Origin of the sequence: Enterobacter sp. MALB-1 (assembly GCF_041021625.1) — a bacterium.
Classification (GTDB): Bacteria; Pseudomonadota; Gammaproteobacteria; order Enterobacterales; family Enterobacteriaceae; genus Enterobacter; species Enterobacter oligotrophicus.
Genome location: NZ_JBDPJL010000001.1, coordinates 1,163,568 through 1,189,655 on the forward strand (window position 1 = coordinate 1,163,568; position 26,088 = coordinate 1,189,655).

24 protein-coding genes and 5 pseudogenes are annotated in these 26,088 nt (G+C 41.6%); 15 read left to right on the top strand and 14 right to left on the bottom strand.

Features of this window, described 5'->3' with window-relative positions; translation table 11 throughout:
- Window positions 1-105: 105 nt before the first annotated feature.
- The 3 genes and pseudogenes from ABGB15_RS05595 to ABGB15_RS05605 all read right to left on the bottom strand — a co-directional run.
- Window positions 106-1,851 (bottom strand): LA2681 family HEPN domain-containing protein, encoded by a 1,746-nt coding sequence (locus ABGB15_RS05595; protein WP_215722668.1) that lies wholly within the window; start codon window positions 1,849-1,851, stop codon window positions 106-108.
- Between the two features lie 76 nt (window positions 1,852-1,927).
- Window positions 1,928-2,902 (bottom strand): annotated as a pseudogene (locus ABGB15_RS05600) (tyrosine-type recombinase/integrase); the annotation flags it as partial.
- Window positions 2,903-3,115: 213 nt separating this feature from the next.
- Window positions 3,116-3,346 (bottom strand): annotated as a pseudogene (locus ABGB15_RS05605) (LysE family translocator); the annotation flags it as partial.
- A 342-nt stretch (window positions 3,347-3,688) separates the two neighbouring features.
- Between ABGB15_RS05605 and ABGB15_RS05610 the strand changes: the two are divergent.
- The 3 genes from ABGB15_RS05610 to ABGB15_RS05620 are packed head-to-tail and all read left to right on the top strand — an operon-like array spanning window position 3,689 to window position 6,105.
- Entirely contained in the window at window positions 3,689-4,336 is a 648-nt protein-coding gene (locus tag ABGB15_RS05610) for a hypothetical protein (protein ID WP_058344389.1), read from the top strand.
- On the top strand, window positions 4,333-5,556 hold the full coding sequence (locus ABGB15_RS05615) for an ImmA/IrrE family metallo-endopeptidase (protein ID WP_064161439.1): 1,224 nt from the start codon (window positions 4,333-4,335) through the stop codon (window positions 5,554-5,556). Before ABGB15_RS05610 ends, ABGB15_RS05615 begins: the two co-directional genes overlap by 4 nt.
- A gap of 54 nt (window positions 5,557-5,610) precedes the next feature.
- Window positions 5,611-6,105, top strand: a complete 495-nt coding sequence (locus tag ABGB15_RS05620) for a hypothetical protein (RefSeq protein ID WP_154064011.1) — start codon at window positions 5,611-5,613, stop codon at window positions 6,103-6,105.
- Between the two features lie 360 nt (window positions 6,106-6,465).
- Here the strand turns inward: ABGB15_RS05620 and ABGB15_RS05625 are convergent, their stop codons facing one another.
- On the bottom strand, window positions 6,466-7,458 hold the full coding sequence (locus ABGB15_RS05625; protein ID WP_369064117.1) for an ankyrin repeat domain-containing protein: 993 nt from the start codon (window positions 7,456-7,458) through the stop codon (window positions 6,466-6,468).
- Window positions 7,459-7,611: 153 nt separating this feature from the next.
- On the opposite strand from ABGB15_RS05625, the pseudogene ABGB15_RS05630 reads away from it, so the two are divergent.
- Window positions 7,612-7,740, top strand: a pseudogene (locus ABGB15_RS05630) (ATP-binding protein); the annotation flags it as partial.
- Window positions 7,741-7,825: 85 nt separating this feature from the next.
- Here the strand turns inward: ABGB15_RS05630 and ABGB15_RS05635 are convergent.
- A pseudogene (locus ABGB15_RS05635) lies at window positions 7,826-7,974 on the bottom strand (IS3 family transposase); the annotation flags it as partial.
- A gap of 227 nt (window positions 7,975-8,201) precedes the next feature.
- Between ABGB15_RS05635 and ABGB15_RS05640 the strand changes: the two are divergent.
- The 3 genes from ABGB15_RS05640 (at window position 8,202) to ABGB15_RS05650 (ending at window position 9,865) form a co-directional block, all read left to right on the top strand.
- On the top strand, window positions 8,202-9,056 hold the full coding sequence (locus ABGB15_RS05640; RefSeq protein WP_191120500.1) for a DUF6387 family protein: 855 nt from the start codon (window positions 8,202-8,204) through the stop codon (window positions 9,054-9,056).
- Between the two features lie 122 nt (window positions 9,057-9,178).
- Entirely contained in the window at window positions 9,179-9,385 is a 207-nt protein-coding gene (locus ABGB15_RS05645) for an AlpA family transcriptional regulator (RefSeq protein ID WP_058648858.1), read from the top strand.
- A gap of 204 nt (window positions 9,386-9,589) precedes the next feature.
- Window positions 9,590-9,865: a hypothetical protein gene (locus tag ABGB15_RS05650; RefSeq protein ID WP_154064014.1), complete on the top strand. Its 276-nt coding sequence runs from the start codon at window positions 9,590-9,592 to the stop codon at window positions 9,863-9,865.
- A 181-nt stretch (window positions 9,866-10,046) separates the two neighbouring features.
- Here the strand turns inward: ABGB15_RS05650 and ABGB15_RS05655 are convergent, their stop codons facing one another.
- The gene (locus ABGB15_RS05655) at window positions 10,047-10,352 is read right to left on the bottom strand and encodes a hypothetical protein (protein WP_191120501.1); all 306 of its coding nucleotides are present in this window, start codon (window positions 10,350-10,352) and stop codon (window positions 10,047-10,049) included.
- Between the two features lie 70 nt (window positions 10,353-10,422).
- Window positions 10,423-10,986 (bottom strand): helix-turn-helix domain-containing protein, encoded by a 564-nt coding sequence (locus ABGB15_RS05660; protein WP_154064015.1) that lies wholly within the window; start codon window positions 10,984-10,986, stop codon window positions 10,423-10,425.
- A 943-nt stretch (window positions 10,987-11,929) separates the two neighbouring features.
- On the opposite strand from ABGB15_RS05660, the gene ABGB15_RS05665 reads away from it, so the two are divergent.
- Window positions 11,930-12,355 carry a hypothetical protein gene (locus ABGB15_RS05665; RefSeq protein ID WP_022646896.1) on the top strand — a complete coding sequence of 142 codons (426 nt, stop codon included), beginning with the start codon at window positions 11,930-11,932 and terminating at the stop codon, window positions 12,353-12,355.
- 141 nt (window positions 12,356-12,496) lie between these two features.
- Here ABGB15_RS05665 and ABGB15_RS05670 read toward each other — a convergent pair whose 3' ends face one another.
- The 6 genes from ABGB15_RS05670 to ABGB15_RS05695 all read right to left on the bottom strand — a co-directional run bounded on the left by ABGB15_RS05670 (window position 12,497) and on the right by ABGB15_RS05695 (window position 16,515).
- Complete coding sequence (locus tag ABGB15_RS05670; protein ID WP_369064118.1) at window positions 12,497-12,817, bottom strand: cell wall-binding protein; 321 nt, start codon at window positions 12,815-12,817, stop codon at window positions 12,497-12,499.
- 26 nt (window positions 12,818-12,843) lie between these two features.
- On the bottom strand, window positions 12,844-13,230 hold the full coding sequence (locus tag ABGB15_RS05675) for a hypothetical protein (protein WP_369064119.1): 387 nt from the start codon (window positions 13,228-13,230) through the stop codon (window positions 12,844-12,846).
- Between the two features lie 49 nt (window positions 13,231-13,279).
- On the bottom strand, window positions 13,280-13,552 hold the full coding sequence (locus ABGB15_RS05680; RefSeq protein WP_369064271.1) for a hypothetical protein: 273 nt from the start codon (window positions 13,550-13,552) through the stop codon (window positions 13,280-13,282).
- 188 nt (window positions 13,553-13,740) lie between these two features.
- Complete coding sequence (locus ABGB15_RS05685; RefSeq protein ID WP_369064120.1) at window positions 13,741-14,958, bottom strand: relaxase/mobilization nuclease domain-containing protein; 1,218 nt, start codon at window positions 14,956-14,958, stop codon at window positions 13,741-13,743.
- Window positions 14,955-15,362, bottom strand: coding sequence for an ATP-binding protein (locus tag ABGB15_RS05690; RefSeq protein WP_369064121.1), 408 nt, complete (start codon window positions 15,360-15,362; stop codon window positions 14,955-14,957). Before ABGB15_RS05690 ends, ABGB15_RS05685 begins: the two co-directional genes overlap by 4 nt.
- Before the next feature lie 205 nt (window positions 15,363-15,567).
- Window positions 15,568-16,515 (bottom strand): ankyrin repeat domain-containing protein, encoded by a 948-nt coding sequence (locus tag ABGB15_RS05695; protein ID WP_214144026.1) that lies wholly within the window; start codon window positions 16,513-16,515, stop codon window positions 15,568-15,570.
- Window positions 16,516-17,423: 908 nt separating this feature from the next.
- Here ABGB15_RS05695 and ABGB15_RS05700 point away from each other — a divergent pair.
- Window positions 17,424-17,648: pseudogene (locus tag ABGB15_RS05700) on the top strand (hypothetical protein); the annotation flags it as partial.
- Between the two features lie 783 nt (window positions 17,649-18,431).
- Here ABGB15_RS05700 and ABGB15_RS05705 read toward each other — a convergent pair.
- Window positions 18,432-19,283: a helix-turn-helix domain-containing protein gene (locus tag ABGB15_RS05705; protein ID WP_369064122.1), complete on the bottom strand. Its 852-nt coding sequence runs from the start codon at window positions 19,281-19,283 to the stop codon at window positions 18,432-18,434.
- A gap of 219 nt (window positions 19,284-19,502) precedes the next feature.
- Here ABGB15_RS05705 and ABGB15_RS05710 point away from each other — a divergent pair, with 219 nt between their 5' ends.
- From ABGB15_RS05710 to ABGB15_RS05735, 6 genes are all read left to right on the top strand, one after another.
- On the top strand, window positions 19,503-21,338 hold the full coding sequence (locus ABGB15_RS05710; RefSeq protein WP_369064272.1) for a DUF2264 domain-containing protein: 1,836 nt from the start codon (window positions 19,503-19,505) through the stop codon (window positions 21,336-21,338).
- Window positions 21,339-21,374: 36 nt separating this feature from the next.
- Window positions 21,375-22,649, top strand: coding sequence for an oligosaccharide MFS transporter (locus tag ABGB15_RS05715; protein WP_369064123.1), 1,275 nt, complete (start codon window positions 21,375-21,377; stop codon window positions 22,647-22,649).
- Window positions 22,650-22,687: 38 nt separating this feature from the next.
- Window positions 22,688-23,878: a glycoside hydrolase family 88 protein gene (locus ABGB15_RS05720; RefSeq protein WP_369064124.1), complete on the top strand. Its 1,191-nt coding sequence runs from the start codon at window positions 22,688-22,690 to the stop codon at window positions 23,876-23,878.
- Window positions 23,879-24,356: 478 nt separating this feature from the next.
- Entirely contained in the window at window positions 24,357-25,052 is a 696-nt protein-coding gene (ompL, locus tag ABGB15_RS05725; protein ID WP_214144019.1) for a porin OmpL, read from the top strand.
- 108 nt (window positions 25,053-25,160) lie between these two features.
- Window positions 25,161-25,727, top strand: coding sequence for a DJ-1/PfpI family protein (locus ABGB15_RS05730; protein WP_369064125.1), 567 nt, complete (start codon window positions 25,161-25,163; stop codon window positions 25,725-25,727).
- Window positions 25,728-25,738: 11 nt separating this feature from the next.
- Window positions 25,739-25,969, top strand: a complete 231-nt coding sequence (locus ABGB15_RS05735; RefSeq protein ID WP_369064126.1) for a KTSC domain-containing protein — start codon at window positions 25,739-25,741, stop codon at window positions 25,967-25,969.
- The last annotated feature ends 119 nt before the right edge of the window (window positions 25,970-26,088 follow it).

Sequence of the window (26,088 nt, forward strand, 5' to 3'; positions counted from 1 at the left end):
GGGTGGGTGATTCACGTAGTGAAACATTCCACCTATTAGACCGTCTTAGCTCGGCCTTACATGAAAAAGTATATTCTTAGATTTTCTGAAATATTCTTGGTACAATCATAAATTATTCTTTAGCGGTACTTCTCTTTGCATGTAAATACCGTCTTTTGGGCGTTTGCGCTCTTCAAAATGGATAGCTAATGATAGATACATTATTGAGTTACGAGCTAAGCCAATGAGCTGCATAATTCTTGATTCGAATTGGCTTATTGGCACTAAAAGACAATGTGATGATAGTTTTTCTTTTTCATGGATTTTTGCTTTTAAGTCTGTATGCTTAGTATTTAGTTTGTTAATTTTTTCTTTAAGATGTTTAGATAAATGAGGGTCATTATCTTCATTTATTTTTTTTAGCTTTAATTCCATTTCTCTAATTTCATCTGGTATCGTATTGACCTCTCTTTGCAATTTTGTAAATTCTTCATCATTGTAAGTATTATGTGATGTTGCGAGTTCATAGCCAAAATCATCAACAATTTTCAATGAACGATGTTCCATAGCATTTCTAATTTCAGCAAATGCTACAGCATTTGGATCTAACCATTTTGATACTGAATCAGAGCTACCAACTTTGCGAATGTCTTTTAATATATAGAATAAAGCATGGATAAAATGATTATCACTATCCTTAAGTTTTTTATGGGGCTTCCATTCATTATTCTTTCCTGTGAAGTCACGAAATAAATTGTCGATGCTTATTTTTCTGTCATGCTTTAAGTCGTTTAAATCAAAAAAATGGCTAATTAGGTATGCTATTTTGTCAAAAAGTGAATATATTATTCTGAATGCTGATTTGTACTGGGCAACCTTTAAATTGCTAATTGAGTAAGTCATATCTTCAACGTGTTGAAAAGTTGAGTTGAATATATGAGGAGTGTCGTCCGGTATATCCTTTGAGGAATATATTAAATATCGCGCATAACAGTAATCATTTTTTAATTCATCATAATTACCATGGTAGGATAATTCTTCATGCATTGTAAGTGCACTATTAAGAGATTGGATAAATGATGGTAATGAAAAAATATCTTGGTAAGTAATCTGGTAATCGCAAGCATCATTTAAGTCGTTAAGAAAAAGTTTATTTTCTGCACACCATTCAAAATATTTTTTCTGTTTTATTGATGTGAGTTTTTCAGTGTACTTCATGAAATAATCGAAAGATGATATCTCAAAATTATCCTCAAACCATTTTTTGAAATTGTGTAATCTCCCCCCATCCTCAAGTGATTCTTTTTGTTCTGGATATTGTTTTTTGAAATTATCGAGTCCTTTTTTTAAAAGATTATAAGCAATGAAATAATGATATTCAGAATGTCCTTCATCGTAAAGTGAATGGCCAAGAAATAATTCATTATTGGCTTTTGATATAATTGCTGCGGGATTATTATCTATAGAAATAGCTTTGTCATAGTGAGGGATACAGCATAGTGCTCTTCCCTGTGATGAAAGACGATTAGCTAAATTTGTCTCAATCATAGATCTAAGACTATCATATGCATGAGTGTTATTTACGTGTTCCTGCCAGTTTGCTTTAGGGAGGGTATGTATGGCTTTTCTGTAAAAGATGACCGATTTCATCAAATCATCTGAATACCACTCTGTTTTACGTGTTTCATAAAGTTCGGAATAACAATTTCCTAGACAGTAGAGATAATGGGCTTCGTACAAGGGGTGAGAAAAGGTGAAATCCTGTTTTGTATAACTTTCGACTAACGCAGCTAAAGAAGTGTGATCACATGTCATGATGTATTGATCCGCAAGTTTACTGAACTCCTCAAGTTCATCTTTTACCATTAACATGGGAACTCCTTAAATATTGATAATTATTGATTACCGAACTTCGATATTAAATGATAGTATACATTTCTGTGTTTTATCATGCGGCAATAGAATTATATTTTTGTATTTGGACGTAATCACTCCACCATTGCATTAACTCGGCACGCTCGGCTAAATATTCTGCACGGTTGTATGCCGCAATGATTTCATCTTTTTTAGAGTGAGCGAGGGCTGCTTCAAGAACTTCTGTTCTGAACTTACTGGATTCCTCGGCGGCTGTTCTGGCAATAGAACGCATACCATGTGCCACCAGTTCACCGCCAAAACCCATGCGGATGATCGCTGCGTTAGCTGTTTGCTCGTGCATATGGCTAAGAGGAGCTTTGATACTGGGGAAAACCCACTCACGATGACCGCTGATTGGTTTCATGGATTCAAGAATACGCATAGCTTCTTTACTCAATGGAACCTTGTGGGGCCGTTTCATCTTCATGAACTCAGCGGGGATGTTCCAGAATCGGTTCTCTTCGTCGATGTCAGTCCAACGAGCACGGACAGCCTCTCCGGGGCGAACCCATGTAAGAAGTTGCCATTCAATCAGCAGGCGTGTTTCTAAGCGTATAGATGCGTTTGCTAAAGCCACTATGAACCTTGGTTACTCGTTGGGGGGGAGAGCTGGCATGTTTTGCTTTTTTGGCTTGCTGAAACGCTGTGTGAGATTATCTGCGGGGTTGAACTCGATAAGCTCTTCTGTGGCCGCATAACGGAAAATTTCGTTCAGTCGGGAAATTATACGGCGTAGAGTTTCAAGAACACCTCTTTGCTCGATAGGGTCAAGATGTTGTTTCAACATCTTAGGGCGGATCTCTTTAATAGGAATATGCCCCAATGTTGGAAAGATGTTTCGTTCAAGGCTACGCCAGATATCCTTAGCATGATCTTGCGATATGCCTGATGTTTTAATTTTTTCATCAAGCCACTTTTTCGCCACTGTTTGGAATGTGTGTTCAGTGGCATCTTTGAGCGCTTGAGCTTTTTGCTCATTGTGGGATTGGGGATCGATACCCTGTGCGGCTGGCGTCTCTGTGCTTTGAGTTATATCTTGTTGATATTTAATATTTTAGTTTAAATTCATTTCGTAGAGGGTTCCAAAAAGGAACCTTAAAATATAACCATAGCACGTTGAATGGTTCCAGTACGCCAAGTGAATTTAAAATAACATGCCAGTGTAGTCATGTCTGCTATGAGCTAGGTGCGGACACTGGGTTTACCGTTTCGGCAAAACTTAACTGGCAGATATCGATACGACACCAGACCCGCTAAACAACATGCGGATACCGAGGCTTATCATGACAACGCCAGGGTGTTTACCTGGCCAGTTTTCAAATGTTCCTGATGCCTTCACGACTGACCTCAGGGAAACAATTCCAGCCAGCTTCTAGATACTGCCCAAGACAAGAAATTGCAGCCAGACAGGATCCGCGGCGGGATCGACAAACTGAGGAAGAAAAGCAAACTCGTTGCAGTTGAGCAGTTGAGCCGCAAGAGACAGAGGATAGTATTCCAACAGGTTTTTTAGAGCATTGATGCATGTTCGCCTTACACGCCACCGACTTGAGAAAATAGGTGAGGCAAGCTGCAAGGCATGATCACTTTTCTCCCCGTCGGGATAGACTCAATTCTCTTATTATACCGCTTTATTTCAGAGCAAAAGTACAACTTAGGTACTATCGGGTCGATAAAATAAATATCATCATCAATGTTATTTTTCGCGTAAAGGAAATTTTTTGATGTTTTTTTGTGGACACACGAAAAAATATGGGTGTAAAATCACGTCTATCAGTGACAGTGATAGGAAATGGTCGTGAAAAAATCAAAAGTGGCAGATCTCATTGTTCAGCATGTTCAAAAACAACTCTTCATGGCCCTTTCTGACGCGATTTACGCGGCATCAAAGCGTTCTTACGATTATGCGCAAAAGAAGAAGCTAGACCACAGAGCGACCGCGCTTGGTTATGATCGTCATTTAAACCTGAATGAAACTATTTATGAGGTGTTTGAGGCCAACGGTTGTAATCCCGGCAAGCTGCGTGGTAACCGTATTGTAGAAGGCCATAGCGGTATTTTCACGATTGTTCGTGAAAGCTACAATGATAACCAGTGGAAGAGACTATTTCGCAGCAAACGTAAGCAAGAGCTCATTGCCGAAAACGTTTCTGTGGAAAAAGTGGTGCAACCGGATTTATTCTCCGATGGTTCTGATGTACCGAAAGCTACACTGTTCGTAGTATGCCGTTTTTCCGGTTCATTGCAGAATCAACCCGAAGCCCCGATGTCTATAGAGCTTGTCGTTCCAAGTTCTGACGGGAAGAGCTGGGTTTTCCATGAGCCACTTGAACTTTTTTTAACCCGATATGATGTAGTTCCATTCCAAGAAGATAATGCATTCTCTGCACTCAAAAAGGGCATTATCAAAAAAGATGGAACCGAGGAAGATGATGTATGAGCCGAGGCATCGCTGAATTTCAACCGGATAGGTTAGTGCAAGTACTAGCCGCCCGGCGGCTATCCCAAACTCAATTAGCTACGATGGTTGGCGTATCGCCAGCAACCATCAGTAAATGGCGTTCTGGCCAGCAGGCTCCAGAATCCGAGGCCTTAGAACGCTTGGCTACAGTCGTAAATGTTACTCCTGAATGGTTTACGCGCCCTCTGTTGCCGGGTATGTCAAAGCCCCTGTTCAGAAGTAATGCATCAGCCCATGTAGCAGCACGAGCAATGTTAGAAACTCGAATCCATTGGGCTAATGAGTTCGTTACTAAGCTGACTGAGTTTGTAGATCTGCCGGAGCTAAAATTACCGCACCGTAGTTTTACAAACATCGATGAAATTAGTGATGCAGATATCGAAGATGCCGCTAGTGAGTGCCGTGCCCTTTGGAATCTTGGTACAAAGGAAATACCGGACCTTACTTTAGCCGCAGAGAGTAACGGTATTATCGTTGTCAGAGAGGAAACAGGTGTCGCGCAGATTGAAGGGCTTTCCGCCTGGAGTGAGACTCTAAGTGTTCCTTTTGTTCTCCTCTCTTCGGATAAAGGTAATGCTTTTCGCAGCAGATTTGACCTTGCTCACGAAATTGGACATCTAATCCTTCACCGCTACGTTGGCAACGAGCTCGAAGCTGAACGTTATAAGCTGAAGGAAAGCCAGGCTCATAAATTTGCGGGGGCGCTGCTGCTTCCTGCCGAGACATTTGCCGAAGAAATTAGAACCCCGGTCACATTAGATAGCTTGCTTTTAATTAAACAACGCTACGGTATTTCTGTCGCGGCAAGCATCATGCGTTTGCATGTGCTGAATATTATTACTGAAGAAGAGAAACAAAATCTTTATAAACGCCGTTCAGCACGTTGGGGAGTGAAATCAGAGCCGGGAGATGATTATCGTGAGCCTGAAAAACCACGTTTGTTGAAACGTACTATTGAATTGTTGGCGTCTTCTGGAATTATTTCAGTTGAACGGCTTGCTGCCTTTGCGGGATTGTCTGCTATCGATGTCGAAATGATGGTTGGTTTACCAGAGGGCTATCTGACCGGCAAGAAGGCTGCTGTTGTGCATCTGGCAAAATTAAAATCTATGCTGGCCGAGCGGCGTGAAGAGCAGGCTAACGAGCATAAAGGAGCTTTGGTACAATTTACGAGACCACCTAAGCGCTCTAATTCTTAAGGTTCACATAGCCATGCATGTTAAATGCATGGCTTCATTATAGTAGAAACAATCATGGACGGATTAGTTACAAAGCTTGCCAAAGACCTGCGGAGTGTCTTTGAAGAAAATTTCGATTATTTTGATGAGTCGGGTGTGCCATTCTTCGGCATGTTTCCTGAGAATTCTTGCCAAGGTGCATCTGTATTTCTGGGGATGCTTCTTAGCCACTTTTTTACCCGCGATATCATAAAAGTAGTACATGGCTCTACTCGTAATAGGCTATATCATCATTTTTGGGTAGAGGTTGATTCAAAAATCTATGATCTTACCTTGGACCAATTCTATAAAAATATGGGGGATAAGTATACTGGGATCGAATTTCCAGCATATGGCGAAGATAAACATCCACTAAGACAATACTTTTTCTATAAAGAAAAAATGAGTGCGGTTCTGGCTTTTTCAATCTTCGTACAAAAACATGCGAATCTGGAAGAGATACTACCTGCATACCAATTCATTTGTAGAGAACTCGAAGTTATGGGATGGAAAATCCCATCCCCAGAATAAATTTAATACTTACGGCGGTATTTATCGATAAACGCTTTCAGATTGCGCCGTTCATAGCGCATCCCCTTCGCAGAAAACCGGAACGGTGCCAGCAATTGGCGTTACCGGTGCATATTGCTCCGTTCATAAAGTGTCTTTTGGGTTATCCGTAGGAGCCCGCATACCTCGTCTGGAGTGAGTAGATCATCATCTTTTTCACCGGGTTTTGTCATGATGCCCATCCCTTTATGTTCGGAGGGTAATTGTATATTTCATCATTAATGGTAAAGTTATGGCCACATGTATAAAGAATTAACAACGGCTCTGGATACCCTCAACGCCTTCAATTCGGTGGTTCAGACAAAACTCTGCGAATAAATATCATAGCCTTCCACCGTTTTTGACTTTTGAAATTTTATTTTTAGCATGTTTGAAATTTCTAGATATTTCTTTTTGCTCGTAACTGGTTTTGTATTTTAATATATGTTCATGATTTTTATCATCAGAAATTTTTGTAAGATCAATGAGGAAATTATTTCTTATCATCCACTTTACAATTCGCTTATCTATATCTTTGTAAAGAGGAACACCGTCATAATTATAGAAATTAACATCTTGAATGTCACTGATACAATCAAGAGTGCTTAAAATATCTTTGTAATCGCTAATGTAACTGTTAATTACGAAACGGTCTTTATTGAGCTCAATTTTGAATCCAAATTCAGAGAGTTTATATAAAAATAATACTGAGTTGGTATTGCAAAAATCGACATGCAACGTTCTTCTTTCAAATTTATCAATATGGCGGAGAATGATATTATGCAACTCATCGTCATATTCCTCTTCAATAAAACCTTTTCCTGCATGATTAATATGATTGACATTGCATCCGGAATCTATTGCTATGGATAAAACTTCCGGGGAGAGGGGCAGGAAGAGAATATTTCTTTCTTTGTTATCGACGTGATTTATATCACAACCTGCATTAAGTAATACTTTTAGTCCTTCAGGGTCCCTGTAATGTGCAAAAATGCAGGTATAGCCCTTAGTATCTGTATGTGAGGTGTCTAAACCCAGATCAATCAGCTTCTTCAGAATTTCTGGATTTTTTTGATGAAAGAGCGCATTTTGTCCCTCCTTGTTGATATGGTGTATATTGACTTCATTGCTAAGTAGAAAATCCAGTGCTTCCAGTGTCCTGCAGCCAAAAATAGCACTGTTGCCGCTACTATCAACAGTATTAATATCATAACCCGCTTTTAAAGCGTACTTTAGGTTATCAGGCGACTCTGCATTGAAGAATAATTGTGATGTGATGAAGTCGAGAGCCCTTTCGGTTAATCCCTTTTCTGATAAGTACTTTAATAAGTCCATAAACAACCCCATGAAAAAATGCTTTAATTTATTAGATATCAGAAATTCTGTGAAATGCAACAGCGGGGACAGGCGTTTCTGATTTAAGGAAGTAAAATTTTAACAAACCACTCTTGGATACGTCAGAAACACCTGCAGTAAATTTACGCCTGCAACCTGCCATTCGGACAATGGGACCAAACCTTCACAGGAGATGCTGTTCTTACAACAGCAATGTTGGACCGGACTTTACATCACTGACACGTCGCACAAATAAAAGGAGAAAGCTATCGACTGAAGTAAAAACGGAAATCCGGTGTTATTGCTGAGTTAACAAGCAGGATCAATATTAGGTCGTTGGTGGAGGCAGTAAGTTACCTGTTGTTGATCCCCGGCGCTCTCTGGCCATTTCGAGTGCTTTGATTGTGAGTTTGCTGTCAGGTGAGAATGACATTGCTCCCCCACCGGTTTTCTGACGAACAGGTCGAGAACAACGGCAAGATACGCCCAGTGTTTTCGCGCCCAGAGCAGAGTAAGAGGCAGAGTGTAGTCGGACTATTTCCCGGCCTCTTCTCTCAGAACCGAGCGTGCACTCTGGCGAGGTGCATTAAAAGATAACAAATTTTTCCGTTCAACTTCCTTCTGACAGGTGAACTTGCAGGCAGGAACTGCTTTTCATCGATTAGTGAATACGGTAGTTTTTTCAAACTAACTGAACCCTATTCGTATGACTTAAATCTTTAAGAAGGCAGGAGATTTGAATTTTGAAAAACTGGTCACCAGAGCATACTAAAGAAATCAAAGCTTGGCTTGACATAGATAACTATCGCAAGCTCGAAGACATCAGTTTAAATGCCTTGTATCACGAACTTTGGGCAAGAGCACTTCTGTACAAGCCATGGCCTACTGAAGAAGAAAAGAAAGGGCTGTGGGTGTACATGACTGAAATTTTCAGTGGTAATCCCCATCTATTCAAAGGGAAGCAACTCGATTATCCAACCGTTAACGATACCCTCTACAGTCCTCCACACATTTTTATCACCGATATCACCAGACTTGCTGAACTTAGTGTAATGGCCCTTAGTGTCAATCTTTTCAGCTGGGAGGAAGGAAACGATGAATATTGTGTTAATGCGCCTCATCATGAAGCTTATGTGTCACAACTCTTGTCCCCCTTATGTGAGAAAACGGTGTTGCTTGAAATCGATCTTGGTAGTGGTACTGACGATGAAATAGCCGAATCGATAAAAGCGGCCCTGCCACAATGGAGATCGGTGAAAGGAGTGGAAGTTAATGAAACCGGTATCGTTCGTTTCGGCTATGGAACCATTAAAAAAATCATAAATTACAGGTTGGTTGCGATGCTGGACATCTTACTTTGGGCAAAAAGGAAAGAACTACGAATCTCAGATGATCGCCTCTCCCGGCTTCTTTATACTGATGAAGATGAAGAAACAACTATCCGTTTAGGATATCACATTAAAGACTCGGATCGACCGCTTGCGATGAAAGCTGCAACGATAGACTTCATTAGGCAGTTCAATTTTTTCATGAACCGAAATCCCCACCTGAAAAATATGAGAGTTTCAGATGTGATGAAACTCTCTGATTCTAACTAATCCCGAATTCCCGAAGTCTACTACTGCAGGGCAGATCGTAACCCTGCAGTTAATAAGCTCGCTTCTTTCTTTTCCCAACTGTTCGTATAGTGATCCCATCACAACGACAAAGGGGAAATAAAATGAACAATCAAAATACCCGCCTAATTCGCTTGCCAGAAGTTATGAACAGAACCGGCTACGGCAAAGCATGGATTTATCGTTTGATTAGTGAAGGCTTATTTCCAAAACCGATAAAAATTGGCACGCGTGCAATTGCATTTGTAGAAAGCGAAGTTGATGAATGGATCGCATCTGCAATTGAACGTTCACGTAAAAATGCAGCCTGATTACGGAGTTAATAATGAAAATGTTAAATTCAGGGTTTAAAAATAAATGGTGCTATTCAGCAATGGGCAGAGGCCCCCCTGATACTTAATAAATATTACTAGGTCAAATTTAAGTATTAAGCAGTAATAGCAATAGTTAGTAGTAAGAATCATGGTGACTTTTTTACCATGACATTCAAGATTAAAAAGTACAGGAGAGTTAAAATGAATAATTCAATCAGAGTGCCGGAAGATAAAGATTTTGTATGTGCGTTTGTAACTTCACCGGATAGTTTTTATGAGGCTATTGAAAGTTATCGTAATTATGTGGATCCTGTCGGAGTGATAGAGTTTCATCGTGTCCTTATCTTTATGCTGTATGCTATACTTGAAGTAGGTGGCGCTGAGGTTTCCATTAATGACGAAGTGCAGAAATGTATTGAGCACATTATTAATGAAAAAAATATCATCAGAAAAAATAATGCATGTAATAATTCGTGAAATTTGCAACGAATTATCATGGGTACAGACAGTATAAGTCTGTACCTTTTTATTTTAACTTTACTGGTAATGGGATGTAAAATGAAAGGATATACTTTTGATAGTAATTTATAATGGATATGCGGAGTTTGCTATGGAAAGTGTTTTTGGGAAAGATATTTTTAATGTTTCCCTAATTGTTTTATTTAGGAAAACTGAAAAATTCAGGGTTTAAACGATACTGGTATTTAAATTCAGTACGCATAATAATATTTGTATCAATCAGTTTATCGATGGCCTGATAAAATCGGGCTGGTGTGATATGTATCTCTTCATGTTGTGCGATGGATGTTGCACGGTGAAAACTCAGGTAAACAGTGCTTTTATCTGGTGTGTATGAAGCAATTAATGTGAGAAGCCAAAATGCATTGTGAGCAGTATTGTTCAGATTGCTTTGTTCATCTGATAATTTATTCTGGTAAAGGTAAGTAGGGAGTCTATTCTTCATAAAGATATCCTTTGTTTTGTTAAGTTTTTCGCTGGCATGGGGCATAAAATCACCAGCGCTGTTATGTCTTTTAAAAGGGAATGCCGTCAGTTGGATATCTGTTTCTGGATTTTTTTACAGGCTTTGTTTTGCGCCCTGCGCGATAAAAGTTGAATGAAGTGCCAAAATCTTCAGTCTCAAGTCTGGATTTACTAAATTTATCCATCAGATCTTCATTGAAACGATGAGGAATTCCTTTTACACATAAATTAGAATTCAGGTAAACCTGACCGTCTTCAGCGTTACGGATCAGTATTTTCCTCTCAAACAATTCTCTGAATGCACGTGAAACATTCGATTTATTCAGTCCTAACTCTCTGGCAGTACGTGACTGTGAAAAGTCAGGGATAATATTTCCATAATCAATGACTGAGAAGAGATAAATAACAATTCTGAATGCCGTCGGTGTCAGATCCATTCTGGCGAGTGTGGCTGTATTATTTTTAAAGACCATCGAAAAATCGTCACGAAAGGATGTCTTTTTACAGGCACTTGCTTTAACTTTTATTTCTTCCAGATCTTCGGGCATAACATCTAATGCTTCTGCAATTATTGCTTTTTGTTCTTTAGTTAACATAACACTTGTGTTTGACATAATGGCTCCTTTTTTATTATTGTGATAACAGATATGGCATATTAAATTTGTTTGTCAATATTATTAGTAATAAAAATTCAAAAAAACATTAAATTTATTACTCTGTGTTTTTTTGGGGTGGAATATTGATGGTTGTCAGAGTTATTACGAAGGGTGCTAAATTTCACCATCACCTGTTATGTTATTAATAATTTTTGGTTCTGAAAGATATAACCAGATGTTATCTTAAATTGTTGATATAATTTATTAATTTTCTTCGTGGATTTGCAAGATAAAAGAGTGATAAAGAAACAAGAAACCGAAATTTTGCTTTAGACTGACACAAAATTCCTTTGTACACAGTTTGATAAACACTGCCATTGCTGATTTTCCTTCGTAATATTATTCCTTAAGTGAAGCCTGCGCACCTGTGTGTTGCGCCACTGGGCTTCAGAACATTCTATAGTGTTTAACTGTCAGTAGAAATACGCTTCGCGCAAAATGTCAGAAAACTGAGTTTAGCGGAAGAGCGGAACCGACTACATGATTTACCCGTTAACTTAAGACGGCTCACGCCTAGACCCTCACGGAAAAATCCTTTCTGCTTCAGCGAGTGAGTGCTGAGGGCACTCAGCGGCGCTGCAAGGAGGATTAAACGTTGGGTTTTCATCTGACGGGTAAAAATAATTAACATATATCTGTCGTCGGGGGCGTGAGCCGGTGCGTAGCACTCTCTCAAAAAAAATTCCTGAGGGGTTTTATCTGAAATCTGGAAACTACTTGGTTTTTGAAAAAAGAAAGTGGTAATGCAATCGATCGGACTCAACCTTGCAACAGCGAAAGCTGTTTCCAGTATTAACAGGATAAATAGTTGTCATTTTAAAATAAAATATTTTCAATTTTGTATTGATTTAAATTTTAAAGCTGATAGTACTTAATTATAAAAACAAAAAAGGAGAGGGTTATGAGTAATATTTGTGTTTCTTCTCAGGAAGAAAAGTTTATATTTGTTGTTGATAAATATATAACACACCATCGCGACAGTGTTAATAACAATAATTTTTACAGAAAACTTTATGTGCTTTTCGCTGGATACCATCTGAAGTATTTTTATTCACGGGCGCAATATCGCAATTCGTGTTATCACGTTGATAATATCATGCAGATGTTTATGGGTGTCGTTTCTACCCTGAAGGCCCCTCTGCTCAGGCAACTCGCAAACAGTGACACATTGCTGCATTGCCTGAATTCGCTCGTGAATTATATTTCAGGCAATCTGGATGAAGCAGAGCACATCTATGCTGATTTACTGGCACAGTATGAAAAGAAACGCATTGCACGTTCTCTGGCTTATACACCACCAGGATCCGTGGTCAGGAAAAGGCTGTGAGATAGCGGAAATGCGCCGGACAAGGCTGAGTATGGCTGAATGACATAAAAGCAGTCGTTTCCCGCAAGACATTACCGGGCATTAAAAAGGCAGGAGCCACCGGTTTGGTGTCCTGCCAGGCGGGATTGTTTTACTGTGGTCTTACTTATCAACGACCTGCCAGCCATCATCCGTTTTAACCAGCGTGACAGCCGCTGTGCGTTTTTCGTTATCGACAACAGCTGTTACATTGCATTTATAGCTTTTATCCGATAGTTTTTCGCAGTCGTGTTTTTTGACTGATTTTAACGTCCGCAGCATGTCAGGCGTGATATCGTTTCTCGCTATGGATTTAACGATGGCATTCGTCTGCTCCACGACCTTATTCATCGCAGTGTAAATATCCTGCTCAGACGGTTCACCGGTACAGCCGCTCAGCAAAAAGATGGACGCAATGAGTGTGGTAAATGTATATGTTTTCATAAAATAATCCCAGACTGTAGAGTACGTTATTGAATAAGACCGGTTTTCATCTTGCTGTTGTTTTCAGAGAACGTCCACTTGCTGACCGTTTCGCCTTGAAATTCGATTTCCAGCGTTTTGGCCTGCGTCTGTGAACCCCCTGTCAGCAGTCCAATCACGGGAATGAATGTGGTGGCATCAAACTGATTGTTATCCATCGAATAAGTCCATTCTTCATTTCCACTATCAAGTGTAGTTTTGGTTTCGGGCTCACCGAATGCGGTAATGATTTCTGATTTCGTTGTTTTATTTTTGATAATTTTCGACTGCAGACTTTGTGATGTTTCTTTTTTTAGATGCTGGTTGCCTGATATTGAACAACCAGAAATAAGGAAAACAGAAATAAAAAACACAGAAATCATGAATCTGTTCATAAGTTCTCCCATATTGATTTTTTATGTTTGCGGTGGTGTGAAATTAATATCACCGTATAAAAACAACTCTGTCTGCATATTTCTTTTTAATTATGCAGATAAGAATAATGACGCTGGCAAAAAATGTAATGACTGAGACAGGAGTGCTGTCGGTCAATGAAAATACTAACCAGGCGAGACCGAATGCCACGAATTGAAACAGGAATGCCACACTGAGCGGACTTTCACCATAGGCCACTTTTGCATGGCAACCTTTGCAAATCCGCACGCCGTGCGGGCTTTGTGTAAAGCAGAAGGGGCAGCTAATCGTTTTATTATCCATCATGACTCCGTGGCCTGATTTAAGGTGATGTATTTATGAACATTTTCGATGAATGATCTGCTTTAGTAAAATTGCTTGTACCGATCGATGGATTCCTGTTGATAGATAATGGCTATCATAATAAGATTATCGATCTATATAAACGATCAATATTTTATTGACTATCACTAAAGTATGGACTAGGTAACTTATAGTGCAGGATGGGAGTTATTTTTAACTAATTGTTCTTTAATGGGATTTGTTGTCATGGAATGACAGGGTGTCAGAAGATGCAGGTGCAGGATTTGGTGGAAAGGTTGTACAGTGGCATGTAACAGAGACATACCCCTGCGCCTGAGAACTGCCACAATATGGCCAAGCAATGCAAGCCACGAATACAGCCGACGCTGGCGGGGTATCTGACGAGCTGTATTGTGCAGTTTGCTCCTGAGTTGAATGACTCTCACTGTTTCCTGTTGTCTTTCCAGGCGAATTTTTTCTTCAAGCTGAAGGATTTTCTCCAGAATCGTTTCCCGGCTTGCAACCTGTTCTTCAGGCTCGCATGATGGCACTGGCACTGGCACTGGCACTGGCACTGGCACTGGCGCAGTCTGCTGTTGCTCTTTTTTCAGTAACGCCAGGCGCTCTGGTGTAAAATCAATCTGCGTTTGCAGAGAAGACCAGCCATACTTTTTTCCAAGCTGAGATGCTTTAAAGGCAATGCCCTGGTACTGAAATGAAAATCCATTCATTTTTCCGGTCGACGCGATATTGGGTTTACAGGTCACACCTTTCCGTTCCAGCATGTCGATAAAAGTCAATAAATCGGGACGATGCGTTAAGACATTATCAATCAGACCCTGCAGGGCTGACCTGGGGCAGGGCGTTGCCGTTCGTTCCGCCATCTTCAGCTCATTGCGGGAAGGTTTACCTTTATCCCTGCGACGGCTGCCTGTGGCGGGGGGCGTTTCAGTGAGTCCGTGTATTCGCTCCAGTTCGCTGATAATGCGGGTGCTGATGAGATTTTCATTTTTCCCCAGGTACAGCTTTCCACCGGCCATGTTAATGCGACTTGCAATGATATGGATATGCTGCCCGTCGGCATCGTCGTGAAGGATATAACAGCGAAGGTGCGTTTCAGTGAACCCCATCCGGGCCATATAATCGTCGGCGAATGCCGCCCACTGTCTGGCTGACAGTGTTTCTCCCTTTGGCAGGCGAAGTGAATTATGCCAGACGGGTTTGGTGACATCGGGACGCAATTGTTTAGAACTTTCAAACTCACTGATAAGCTCAGCCACCGAACTTCCGGTCATATTACCACCGATGACATAAGGCATAACGTTGTGGTGTGGGCCGGATTTGAGGCTGTAAAGCAACACGCCTGCAAACTGTTTACCCCTTTTTATTTTCTGCATGCCTTTCATCGGTCTGGCTCCAGAAATGTTGAGGGAATAAGGTGATCCCGAAGAGTTTTGATTTGTCTGCGCAGGGCAAAGAGTTCTGTACGGGTTAGTTCGCTGTCAGGACTTTTCTTGTCAAGATGATTCAGCAGGTAATTTAAATCATGGGAAAGGCTGCCGAGTTTAATCCATGCTTCGCGATTTATTTCGGGCAGAATCGGTGGGAGTTTATCCAGGGAAGCCATTCTTAGCCATTCCCCTTTTTTATACTGGCCTCTTTTACTGTCGAGAATAGTTAATTCTTCTTCATTTAATCTGACACTGACACAGTGGCTTCGTATTTCATCAGGTGGAAGTTTGTCAGTATGGAATTTTCCACGCCTTGATAACCTTGTTATGTCATTATGATTATTTATTTTATTATTCATAGTCATCCTTGTATTGTGTATTTATTACTACAGATAATGGATGAAATAAATAAGTCAAGCTGTTGCGGTGCAAATAATAAAATTAATCAGTAAATGATAAAATGAGTAAGCCATTTGTCAGAAAACTTACTCGTCAGGAATTATCCGATTATTTATCATGAATGGAGCCTTTCAGGCCGGACAGGGAATGATTAACGCAGAAATTTCATATCCTTTTTTTCTTCGGTACCGGGGTGAGTTCAGGTTTCATGACCCTGAATAAGTCCTTTTTCTCTCTTCCTGCTATATAATCAAAGACTTTATCAGAGTCGGCACGTTTTCTCAGAATGTCGTCATCCATTCTGATACCATTCCGGATAAACCATTTGATGATTTCAAAACCGGTATAGCTGCAAATGTGTTTATTTTTATCATTATAAAAATGAACATGACTGATGCCCGTGTATGTTTTTAATTTCCCGAAAAATTCTTTCATATCTTTTACATACAGCGAAAGGGTACAGTGGTCAGCAATGGTAAAGTTAAGTCCTTTCTGATGAAGTAAAGCTATCAGGGATAATCCTTCAGCAGAAAGATGCCTGAACAGAACAGGGGTGTTATCTATCCTGTCGATATGACGATTGACAGCGCTTAATTTATAATCATACACAATCCCTTTTCTGTCTGGCAGGTGCAGTGCAGTATTACCGTCATTATCCCTGTGGTTAAGGTCACAACCCGCATTTACCCAGTAATCAAGACTGTCATGCCTGAACAACCGGTAAAGAAGCGTTTGTCCGTCATTATCGGTACTGTTAACATCCACCCCGGCTTTAATGAGAATGGCGGAACATTCTTCATTATGCCACTGATGGAAAAGGCAGGTCTCTCCCCGGTTATTTATATGATGAATATTAATGCCGGAGTCGATTAACAGTCTGAGTATTTCCGGCGTTGTTCCACGAAACAGAACCGTATTGCCGTGACTGTCTGTGTGGTTCAGGTTTATTCCCGCTTCAATCATGGCCTCAATCGCACTGAAGTGATAGTTGTAAAATAATGCATTTTTACCTGACTGGTCCAGCGCATTAATATCGATTCCTGCTGCAATGCAGTCTAGGACGTCTTTTTTTGTCTTACTGAAAAATAAACTGTTAACTGTATGATTATTCACGGGGGTTCTCCTTTCTTAAGCTGTTATTTTTTTATAAGTGTCAGGATTGTGTCCATAATCTTTTATCCTTACGATATCGTCACAGACGCCTGAAACATAATGAAGGTAAAAGTCCTGTGCTTCATTGTACTTTTCGGTGAATTCAGACAGGTAAGGATTATACACTCTGCAGAGTTCTGTATTATTTTTTTTGTTTTAACAGGATAGCTGGTCAGTGTCGGGTGACAGTGTTTTTTCATTCTTATTCTCCTTTTTTTTTATGATAATAATATATATTATTAAATTACTATAAATCAAATTTATTTTTTTTAATTAAAGGCTGTATGATGGATTTGTATTTGTTATGTTGTTTTAATATGATGTTTTGCATGATAAATGGTTTAATTTAACTAAAAGTAATGTATTTACTGTGGAATTAAATGGTGTTGCTTTCCTTGAGGGCGCAAAAATATACCGGTCAACATTGTTGTATCAAGTAAAGATGCTCTTTTGAAAGACTGGATGTAGCGAAAAATGAATTGCCATGGCTGATTCAGACATCTCTGGGACGCTGATAATATTGATGTTTATATTCCCCTGGTGACAGCTGAACACCCGAACGATAATGCAGAGTGCACGCTGACCTTGTCCTCAGCCAACGAAACTGAACTGACTGTATTTCGTCGAAGTTTTATTCAGTACGGTGATACGGGCGAGGTAATCCTGAGACATCGCCACTTTTATTACGCAGCCATGATTTTTTTCAACATTGTTAGCGAGTTAAAGCGGGATGTTTCTGGCCGGTGTCACTCCGGTTTATCAGGCAGAATTACCAGCTGCGAAAGAGTAATGGTCACCTTTCCGTCATGCACTGCAGGCCAGACGAACCACCATTCCTTAATGAGGGGAAGACCATCTCATCACTTACAAAAAGTCGGCGTTACGAATCGCATATTCAGTTTCGTAAAATGGAGTCTGATGCCAGAAAAAATATTGGCTTTAAAGCGCATAGATGGGTTGAAGAGAGACGCACCGTTGGATGAACCTCTTGGATACTGATCCGTTGGGAGAAAAAGATCGAAAATTATGAAGCGATGCTGCGTTTAACCTGTGGCATCATTGTCTGCAAAAAATTCTGTTGGGACAGGATTTAAAATATATAGATTTAAATGTTATTAGTTTATATATGGATTACATTAGTATTTAATAAAGGTTGCACAAAAAAGCAAGATCCGACCAAAGCGGTAGTGATGTTGGTTGCAGGAGTCCGGGATGACAGGAAATTGAAGGTTAGCAAAACAGACGAGCTCATAGCATAAGTAGTATCTCCGTTAAGAAACATAAAGTGTCCCCGACTGATGGCTCAGTATGGAAGTTTATTGATCGGCAATGAAAAATATCAAAAAATGGAATCTAATTAGCAAAAACTGGAGAGTGCCGATAAGTTACATTTTCGAGTTCGGTGACCATATGAGTGATTAATACAGTGGCAGTAACACAGAGTTGTTTACCTGTTCCTACAGGAACAGATCTCTTGAGCGTTTAACATTCATTTTTTTTAAAGAATTAAGGGTGTGGTTGTGAATCGTATTTGGATTATAACCCAGGTTCAAATATGGCGAAGATTTTACAGGGTGATTCTATATATTGAAGAGCAATAATGTCATCCGATTTTATCAATTTGCAAATGTTACCTGGATCAAGGTATTCAATGCCTTTTTGGACGTAATTATCTTCATAGATAATGATTGTTTTATCGGGTTCTGTTTTTATCATGGAGTTATCCTGTGTTTTTCTGATACTATGATTATAATTTTATTGCTGAAAATATCAAGTATTACAAGCGTTATACTGGATTGATAGATTCCCGATTGTAATGGATTGATATTATTTTTTGCATAAAAAAAGTGTTCCTGGCGATAATGGTTACCCCTTGTTCATTTCTGGTGATGTTTACGATATTGCAGAGGTGATTCCCCGATGCCTTTTTTAAAGGCAGTAATAAAGTATGTCGTATCGGAATAGCCGACCATATTTCCTATCTCATTAATACTCAGCTTGCTTCGCAGCAGAAATTCACAGGCCTTTCTTAACCGATAGGTGGTGATATATTCATTCATTTTTTCTCCTGTTTCAGTGTGAAATCGTCGGGAAATATAACTTTTTGACTTTTTCAAATCTAATGACATATTATCCAGACTGATTTTTTTCATATAATTTTCCTCCACCCATAACATCACCTGAGCAGAAAGCTTGTATTCATCCACCTGAATATCTCGTTCTTGCGATGGAAGCATACTGAACAGGGAAAGCAGTAAAGTAGCAACATTTTCTCTGTCCAGTTCATGCTCTTCTGCCAGCATACTGTAATGTGTGAACAGTGTATTAAGCCAGATGTGCAAATCGGTAAGGTCGGCAACAAACGCCTCACTTCCTCGTGCGGATAACTGACTGAATTTCTGCTGATGATGTGGAAAGGCATCGAAGGCATGAAACACCGCACTCTGGTCAACATGAATGATTGTCCGACGATATGCATTGGCTGTGCTTTCCTCCACCATAATTTTATGCAGAGTAAAAGGAGGGAATATGAAAAGCCTTCCCGGACGCAAAGTGTAATGCCGGTTATTGGCAATAACGACCCCATATCCTTCCTCCACATACATGACTTCAAGGCACTGATGCCAGTGATGATATCGGACCGGATTTGCATTCAGCCGGCTGAAAGAAATGATACTGTCCCTGAGAGGGATATGTTCAAGCCTGTCGGCAATGGGTGTTGGATGCATGGTGCAATATTTTCAACTTTTTGAGCAGATGCTGTCATTAATAAAACGTATTTTTAAATTTTCAATAACGGCGTGTCATAACTGTGCCGGATATGTGATATTGATAACATTTTAAGCAATAAGGCCTCCCTATCCTCTGTGCATCCACCGACTCTGCGTTATGACCGGATATTTCTGTACTGATGCAGGCGGGAAAAGAGACGATACACCAGAGGTAACATCATGAGTTGCGGGAAAATCAAATCAAATCCCTTGTCCTCCAGGCAGGATGTCATTCAGTTCCTTTCCACACTTCTGGAGCCGCTGAATAACCATTTTTCTCCGGACAATGCCGGGTTTTCGCTCGGAGATACTTGTGCGCATTACGGACCGGAAATCGCCCGCATGGAAGGATTTTCACGGGCTCTGTGGGGAGTATTCCCCCTTATGGCTTCCGGAGAGGCAGAGCATTTCAGCAAGCACTATATTGAGGCAATTAAAGCCGGAACAGATCCGCAGTCGCCTGCATACTGGGGAGACGCCGGTCCGTACGACCAGCGTCTTGTTGAAATGGCGGTCTATGGTCTGGGACTGGCGCTGTTACAGGACAGACTGACGGAGCAATTCTCTGAAAAAGAATTGTCGAATTTATATCACTGGCTGAATCAGATCTCGACATCCGTTATGCCGGACAGTAACTGGAATTATTTTGCCATTATGGTTCAGTTGGGCTTTAAACGGGCTGGTTTACCCTGGGACAATGACGTCATTAATCAGCGTTTCGAAATGATGGAAGCCTATTATCTGGGGGGCGGATGGTATTCAGACGGTAATGGCCGTCCGCGTGATTATTACATTTCCATGGCATTCCACTTCTATGGGCTGATTTATGCCACGCTGAATGAAGACGACGATCCGCTACGGGCTGAAGAGTTGCGTCACCGGGCACGGCTCTTTGCAAATGACTTTGTCTATATGTCCGCATCAGATGGTTCTTCCATTCCTTTCGGCCGGAGCCTGACTTACCGGTTTGCCACCGTCGCGTTCTGGTGTGCCGTGGCTTTCTCCGGGCTGGACGTTCTCAGCCCTGGACAGGTGAAGGGGATTATTCTGCGCAATTTACGATGGTGGCAGAATAAACCTTTCCTTGATCGGGACGGCATTATGACGCTCGGTTATGCCTACCCCAACCTGGCATTCTGTGAAGATTATAATTCACCGGGTTCACCCTACTGGTCACTGAAAAATTTTCTGATCCTGGCCATCCCGGAGGATGATGAATTCTGGTTGTCTGCTGAACAGTCGCTACCGGCGATGAAAGAAAAACACGCCATTCCACAGGCTTCGCAGTTAATTATGCACCCGGCAGACAGCGAACACGTTTATATGCTGACATCCGGACAACTGGAACTGAACAATTACGTCAATACCGAAGCCAAATACACTAAATTTGCTTATTCCAGTCTTTTCGGATTTACCATTGAACGGGGACGTTACGGCATTAAACATGCCGCCTGCGATTCCATGCTGCTTCTGAGTGAAAACGATGATTACTGGCGTGGAAGGAGGGACTGTGAGCTCGTTTCTGTTCATGATGACTATATCTGGTCCCGGTGGTCACCATGGCACGATGTCCATACAGACACCTGGCTTATCCCCTGCGGGGAATGGCACGTCCGTATTCACCGTGTTGACAGCGCACGAAACCTGAAATCGGTGGAAGGCGGTTTCGCTGTGATGAACGGTACTGACATATTCACACCTGATGATGACCGGGAAAGTCGGCTTTGCGCAGGAAACGGTACCAGCGTTATCCGTGACTTATCGCCTTATATCCGCCGGGTATCGGGTTATGTTATCACCCCGCCCAACAGCAGCATTATGTTTGCTGAATGTGCAGCAATTCCCACCTTGTCCGGGCTGGTTCCGCAGGGAGTCAGCTGGCTTGTCAGCGCTGTTGCTGCTGAAGGTGAGGTAAACAGAAAATACACTACCAGACCTCAACTGAGTATTCGTGATAATACCCTGTGTATCCGGCATGCCGGTACAGAAAAAAATATCTCTGTCAGTCTCTGACCCCGCAATGAATGGCTGCATTTTAACGAGGCGTTTATGAAAAATATAACATCAGCAAACCGGTCTGAATATTATAAAATCAGCTCCTTTATTTTCATGTATTTCTTTACCTGGTCTGCAAGTATTGGTTTGCTGGCTATCTGGCTGGGGCAAAAAACAAACCTCAGCGGTACTGTCATCGGTACTGTCTTTGCCGTAAATGGTGTTTTTTCCGTTATCCTGAAGCCCATCTACGGGTATATTCTCGATAAGCTGGGAATGAATAAATACCTGCTTTATTTTGTGGTTGCCATGTCAGCCCTGATGGCACCGTTCTTTATTTATGTTTACCAGCCCCTGCTTATTTCCAGTACCATGCTGGGAATTATTGTCGGCGCAGTGTACCTGAGCTTTGCCTGGTATGCCGGTGTGGCTGCCTGTGAATCCTATACGGACCGCTACAGCCGCCTTAACGGGATGGAATTTGGACAGATAAGGATGTGGGGATCACTGGGCTGGGCTGTGGCCTCCTCTTTTTCCGGTATTCTGTTTAATCTTTCTCCGGCTTACAACTTTATCCTAGGCAGTGTCACCTCGGTCATCATGCTGTTTGTTCTGTTCAGTCTGAAGGTCAACACACATACCACGCATGCCAGTGAGGTGCTTTCGAAGGAAAAAATTGTTCCGGCTGATGTGTACGCGTTGCTGAAAAGCGGTAAATTCTGGGCGTTCTGCATGTATATCGCCGGTGTGGCCTGGATGATGTTCATCGCAGAACAACAATTCTCTCGCTATTTTGTGACCTTCTTTGACGATGTGCATCAGGGGAATGCGGTATTTGGATACCTGGGCACCGTGCAGTCAGGTATGGAATTTATCATGTATATGATTATTCCGGCCTTTGTGAATTATGTCGGGGCTAAAAAGGGTCTGCTGATTGTCGGCCTGGTGGTGGGTGCCCGTCTAATTATCTCAGGTATGTGCGATTCGCATCTGTTGATTTCCGTACTCAAGCCTCTTTACGGGCTGGAAATCTGCCTGTTGCTGGTGTCCATTTTCAAATACATTGCCGAGCATTTTGACAAACGTGTGAATGCAACCATGTACCTGCTGGGCTATCAGGCCATGCTGTATGTGGGGAACGTTGTAGTATCGGCACCTGCCGGTCAGCTCTATGACAAAATCGGCTTTGAAAAGACTTACATCATCATGGGATGCATTGCACTCGCATTCACGCTGATTTCGTCCCTGACACTCTCTGCCTGCCGGAACAACAGAGACCGTCCGGCCAGCGTCAGCAACCCGAATACACCCGAAAAAATCCATCAATAAACAGGTAAAATGCAACCTGGCCGTTAAGGAATCGAAATATGTTAAATAATATCGTGAAAGAGCCGTTACGTGACATGACGGATGAATCGCCGGAAGACCGTCAGTTTTATGATGAGTTAACTCAGGCACGTCTGCGGGTTCTTGAGCTGATCAGCCGTAATTTAACGGATTTCGGTGAGCGCTTTCCCGCAGAGACCTGCGTTGGTGGCTATTATCCGCTGACAGATAACGTGGAATGGACAACGAGTTTCTGGACCGGCCAGTTATGGCTTGCCTGGGAGATGAGCGGGGATGAGAAATACCGCTCAATGGCTGAAAAAAATGTCCGGTCCTTCGGGCTGCGTATTGCCGGTCGCCACGACACCAATACCCATGACCTCGGCTTTCTCTACACACTCTCATGTGTGGCGGCCTGGCGGCTGACAGGGAACAGGGATGCCCGCAGTTTTTCACTGATGGCCGCAGAGGCCCTGCTGGAGCGCTTCCATGAGAAAGCCCGTATTATTCAGGCCTGGGGAGACCTCTCTGATCCTGAACAGGCAGGCAGGATGATTATTGACTGTAATATGAACCTCCCGCTGTTGTACTGGGCCAGTGAGCAGACTGGTGATCTGCGGTTTGCGCAGGCCGCGTACGAGCATGTCTGCCAGGCTGCACGTTATCTTATTCGTGAGGATGCATCGACATTCCACACCTACTATATGGATATCGTGACCGGAAAACCCCGGTATGGTAATACCCAGCAGGGTTATGCGGATGATTCCTGCTGGTCGCGGGGACAGGCGTGGGGTATTTACGGTTTCACACTCAGTTATCTCTATACCGGCGACAGAGAATTGCTTGAGCTGGCGAAACGACTGGCAAATTATTTTCTTAATCGCCTGCCGGAAGACTATGTCTGTCACTGGGACCTTGCCCTGGTGGGTACTGACGCCCTTCGCGACTCGTCGTCAGCAGCCATTGCGGTCTGCGGACTGCTGGAGCTGTGTAAACATTTACCGGTGACCGACCCGGAACGGAACCATTATCTGAATGCATCCAGAAAGATTATGTCTTCTCTGACCCGGAGCTATCTGGCCGATAAAAATGAACCCTGTAACGGGCTGCTTAAACATTCAGTCTATCACCTTGCCAGTAATAAAGGGGTGGATGAATGTGCAAGCTGGGGGGATTATTTCTATGTCGAGGCTCTGATACGTATGACCCAGTCATGGAAAACATACTGGTAACACAAGATGATGGGACCAGCATGGTACATGAGATATTTCGTTGACGAACCATGCAGAAATCCCGGAGCAAGGATGCTCCATTTTCTGGATAAATGAAAATTATACCCCTGTGTTAATCTGGAATGTTAAACCGCATCCGGGAGCATATGAATACATGAGGTGTGCGGGAATGCAGAAATAAATAGAGGGCTGATTCTGACAATAAATACCCATGTATAATGAGGATGTACGCATATCCTTTACAAGGAAATTCACTGTTCCGGGCGGTGTTTCTTTTCCGGAAAGTAATGGAGGGGGGATGATTGAAAATGTGTTATGTCTTTTTACAGTACAATTTACAGTACAACTGGAGGAGTGATACATAATACGCTGATATAAAAATAATGTTGTGTCTGAAATTTGAAACTGTGCTGGTTACATATAAATATATAGCCATACAGTTCCTTTTCTGCTAAACGTGAATCTAGAAGGTATAAATATGAAAGCCATAAAAGCAGTGATTTTATCTCTGAGTGCCCTTTATTCTGTTCATTCTTTTTCTGCAGGGCCCTGGATTGAAGTCAGGGAGGCCTATAATACTGCATCTAAAAAACATGAGTTTGTCTTACGCGGCGCATATAACTTTGCCAATGGTGCCGGGATTATGCTGACTAATGCGTATAATACAAACAAGTATGATGAGCTAAAGCACAGTTATAATGAAATCGAAGGGTGGTATCCGTTTTTTAAACCCACACAGGAATTTACTGTTTCTCCGGCGCTGATTATCACTGACAATACTGATGGCTCCACGGTATCACCTTATGTTGATATGAATTACAAATTTACACCGGATTTTAATGTCACATTCCGCTACCGTTACAACCATAAAAACTATGAAACGCCAGACCTCAATGGCAATAATGACAAAGACAGTACGCACCAGCTTGTCATGTACTGGAACTATAAAATCAATGACACCTGGGCCTATACGTTTGAGCCTGATTATTATATGAATATTAATGACTATCACAGAGCAAACGGGAAAGACCATAGCTGGGAACTCAATAATAAATTAGTCTATACGTATAACCAACACTGGAAGCCTTATGTTGAGGCTTCATGGTTAGATCGTTCGGTTCAATATGATAAAGAGCAGTATCGGTTCCGCGTCGGGATCCGCTACTATTTTTGATGTAATCTATTACAAATAATCTTGTGGGCTGTATCTCCAGGTATTGCCCACAAATAAATAAGTATCTGAAGTTTATCATACAGCAGTAGCGCCTGCTGCGGAGGATGCATGAAAGCCGCTTTACTGATTGACACTGGTTTTGAAGAAGCCGAAGTTGTCATTGTTTATGATATTTTGCGAAGGTTGGGTATCGATGTGGATATCATATCCTGTACCGGATCGATAACGACCAGCGCGTATTTTTCTCTGTCGGTAAATGCGGATAAACGTATTGAAGAGATTATGGAGTTGGTTTATGATGCTGTTATTATACCAGGCGGACCTGACTCCACGGTATCGTTATCAGGAAACTCGCACGTGCTCCGTTTTATCCGGCAACATGACGTATTCGGACGATGGATATGTGCATTATGTTCTGCACCGGTACGGGTACTGGGTACGAATAATCTTCTGAAAGGTCGAAAATATACCTGCTCCGGTAGCTTGTGGGAAAGCTGTACTGACGGAATATATACCGGAGAGAATGTTGTGATTGACGGTAATCTTATCACAGGAAAAGGGCTGGGAGTGTCCTTTGAATTCGCTTTTGCCATTGCAGAGATGATGACCGGGACCTCCGATAAGACCAGGGAGCAGGCTGAACATATTTATTTCATCCAGACGGCGGACAACTGACGGAGTAAGCCATGTTTACACCGGAAACTGGCGTACCTGACAGAAACCGTATCAAGGCTGTCGACTATATCAGTGAAGAAGGCGTTCTTGCCATAACGTTCATGGACAGTGGGATTATGCACTATTTTCATGTCCCGATAGCCGTGTATATGAGCATGATGGTTTCCGTTTCAAAGGATATGTTTTTCGTAAAAAATGTGAAGAATAAATATCGCTACAGGTTTTTAAAGTATCAGGAATGATAAATTTCATCAGAGATAATTTGAAGATTTAAATTCAGGAGTCAGATACGAACAGCAAATGAGTATATAACACATTAAAAGACAGGGTTGTGTTGTTCAGATTTTACTGCGGAATATAC

Coding starts and splice junctions, on each gene's coding strand:
- ABGB15_RS05595 (WP_215722668.1), bottom strand. CDS start 1,851: ATGTTAATGGTAAAAGATGAACTTGAGGAGTTCAGTAAACTTGCGGAT.
- ABGB15_RS05610 (WP_058344389.1), top strand. CDS start 3,689: ATGGTCGTGAAAAAATCAAAAGTGGCAGATCTCATTGTTCAGCATGTT.
- ABGB15_RS05615 (WP_064161439.1), top strand. CDS start 4,333: ATGAGCCGAGGCATCGCTGAATTTCAACCGGATAGGTTAGTGCAAGTA.
- ABGB15_RS05620 (WP_154064011.1), top strand. CDS start 5,611: ATGGACGGATTAGTTACAAAGCTTGCCAAAGACCTGCGGAGTGTCTTT.
- ABGB15_RS05625 (WP_369064117.1), bottom strand. CDS start 7,458: ATGGACTTATTAAAGTACTTATCAGAAAAGGGATTAACCGAAAGGGCT.
- ABGB15_RS05645 (WP_058648858.1), top strand. CDS start 9,179: ATGAACAATCAAAATACCCGCCTAATTCGCTTGCCAGAAGTTATGAAC.
- ABGB15_RS05650 (WP_154064014.1), top strand. CDS start 9,590: ATGAATAATTCAATCAGAGTGCCGGAAGATAAAGATTTTGTATGTGCG.
- ABGB15_RS05655 (WP_191120501.1), bottom strand. CDS start 10,352: ATGAAGAATAGACTCCCTACTTACCTTTACCAGAATAAATTATCAGAT.
- ABGB15_RS05660 (WP_154064015.1), bottom strand. CDS start 10,986: ATGTCAAACACAAGTGTTATGTTAACTAAAGAACAAAAAGCAATAATT.
- ABGB15_RS05665 (WP_022646896.1), top strand. CDS start 11,930: ATGAGTAATATTTGTGTTTCTTCTCAGGAAGAAAAGTTTATATTTGTT.
- ABGB15_RS05670 (WP_369064118.1), bottom strand. CDS start 12,817: ATGAAAACATATACATTTACCACACTCATTGCGTCCATCTTTTTGCTG.
- ABGB15_RS05675 (WP_369064119.1), bottom strand. CDS start 13,230: ATGAACAGATTCATGATTTCTGTGTTTTTTATTTCTGTTTTCCTTATT.
- ABGB15_RS05680 (WP_369064271.1), bottom strand. CDS start 13,552: ATGGATAATAAAACGATTAGCTGCCCCTTCTGCTTTACACAAAGCCCG.
- ABGB15_RS05685 (WP_369064120.1), bottom strand. CDS start 14,958: ATGAAAGGCATGCAGAAAATAAAAAGGGGTAAACAGTTTGCAGGCGTG.
- ABGB15_RS05690 (WP_369064121.1), bottom strand. CDS start 15,362: ATGAATAATAAAATAAATAATCATAATGACATAACAAGGTTATCAAGG.
- ABGB15_RS05705 (WP_369064122.1), bottom strand. CDS start 19,283: ATGCATCCAACACCCATTGCCGACAGGCTTGAACATATCCCTCTCAGG.
- ABGB15_RS05715 (WP_369064123.1), top strand. CDS start 21,375: ATGAAAAATATAACATCAGCAAACCGGTCTGAATATTATAAAATCAGC.
- ABGB15_RS05720 (WP_369064124.1), top strand. CDS start 22,688: ATGTTAAATAATATCGTGAAAGAGCCGTTACGTGACATGACGGATGAA.
- ompL (WP_214144019.1), top strand. CDS start 24,357: ATGAAAGCCATAAAAGCAGTGATTTTATCTCTGAGTGCCCTTTATTCT.
- ABGB15_RS05730 (WP_369064125.1), top strand. CDS start 25,161: ATGAAAGCCGCTTTACTGATTGACACTGGTTTTGAAGAAGCCGAAGTT.
- ABGB15_RS05735 (WP_369064126.1), top strand. CDS start 25,739: ATGTTTACACCGGAAACTGGCGTACCTGACAGAAACCGTATCAAGGCT.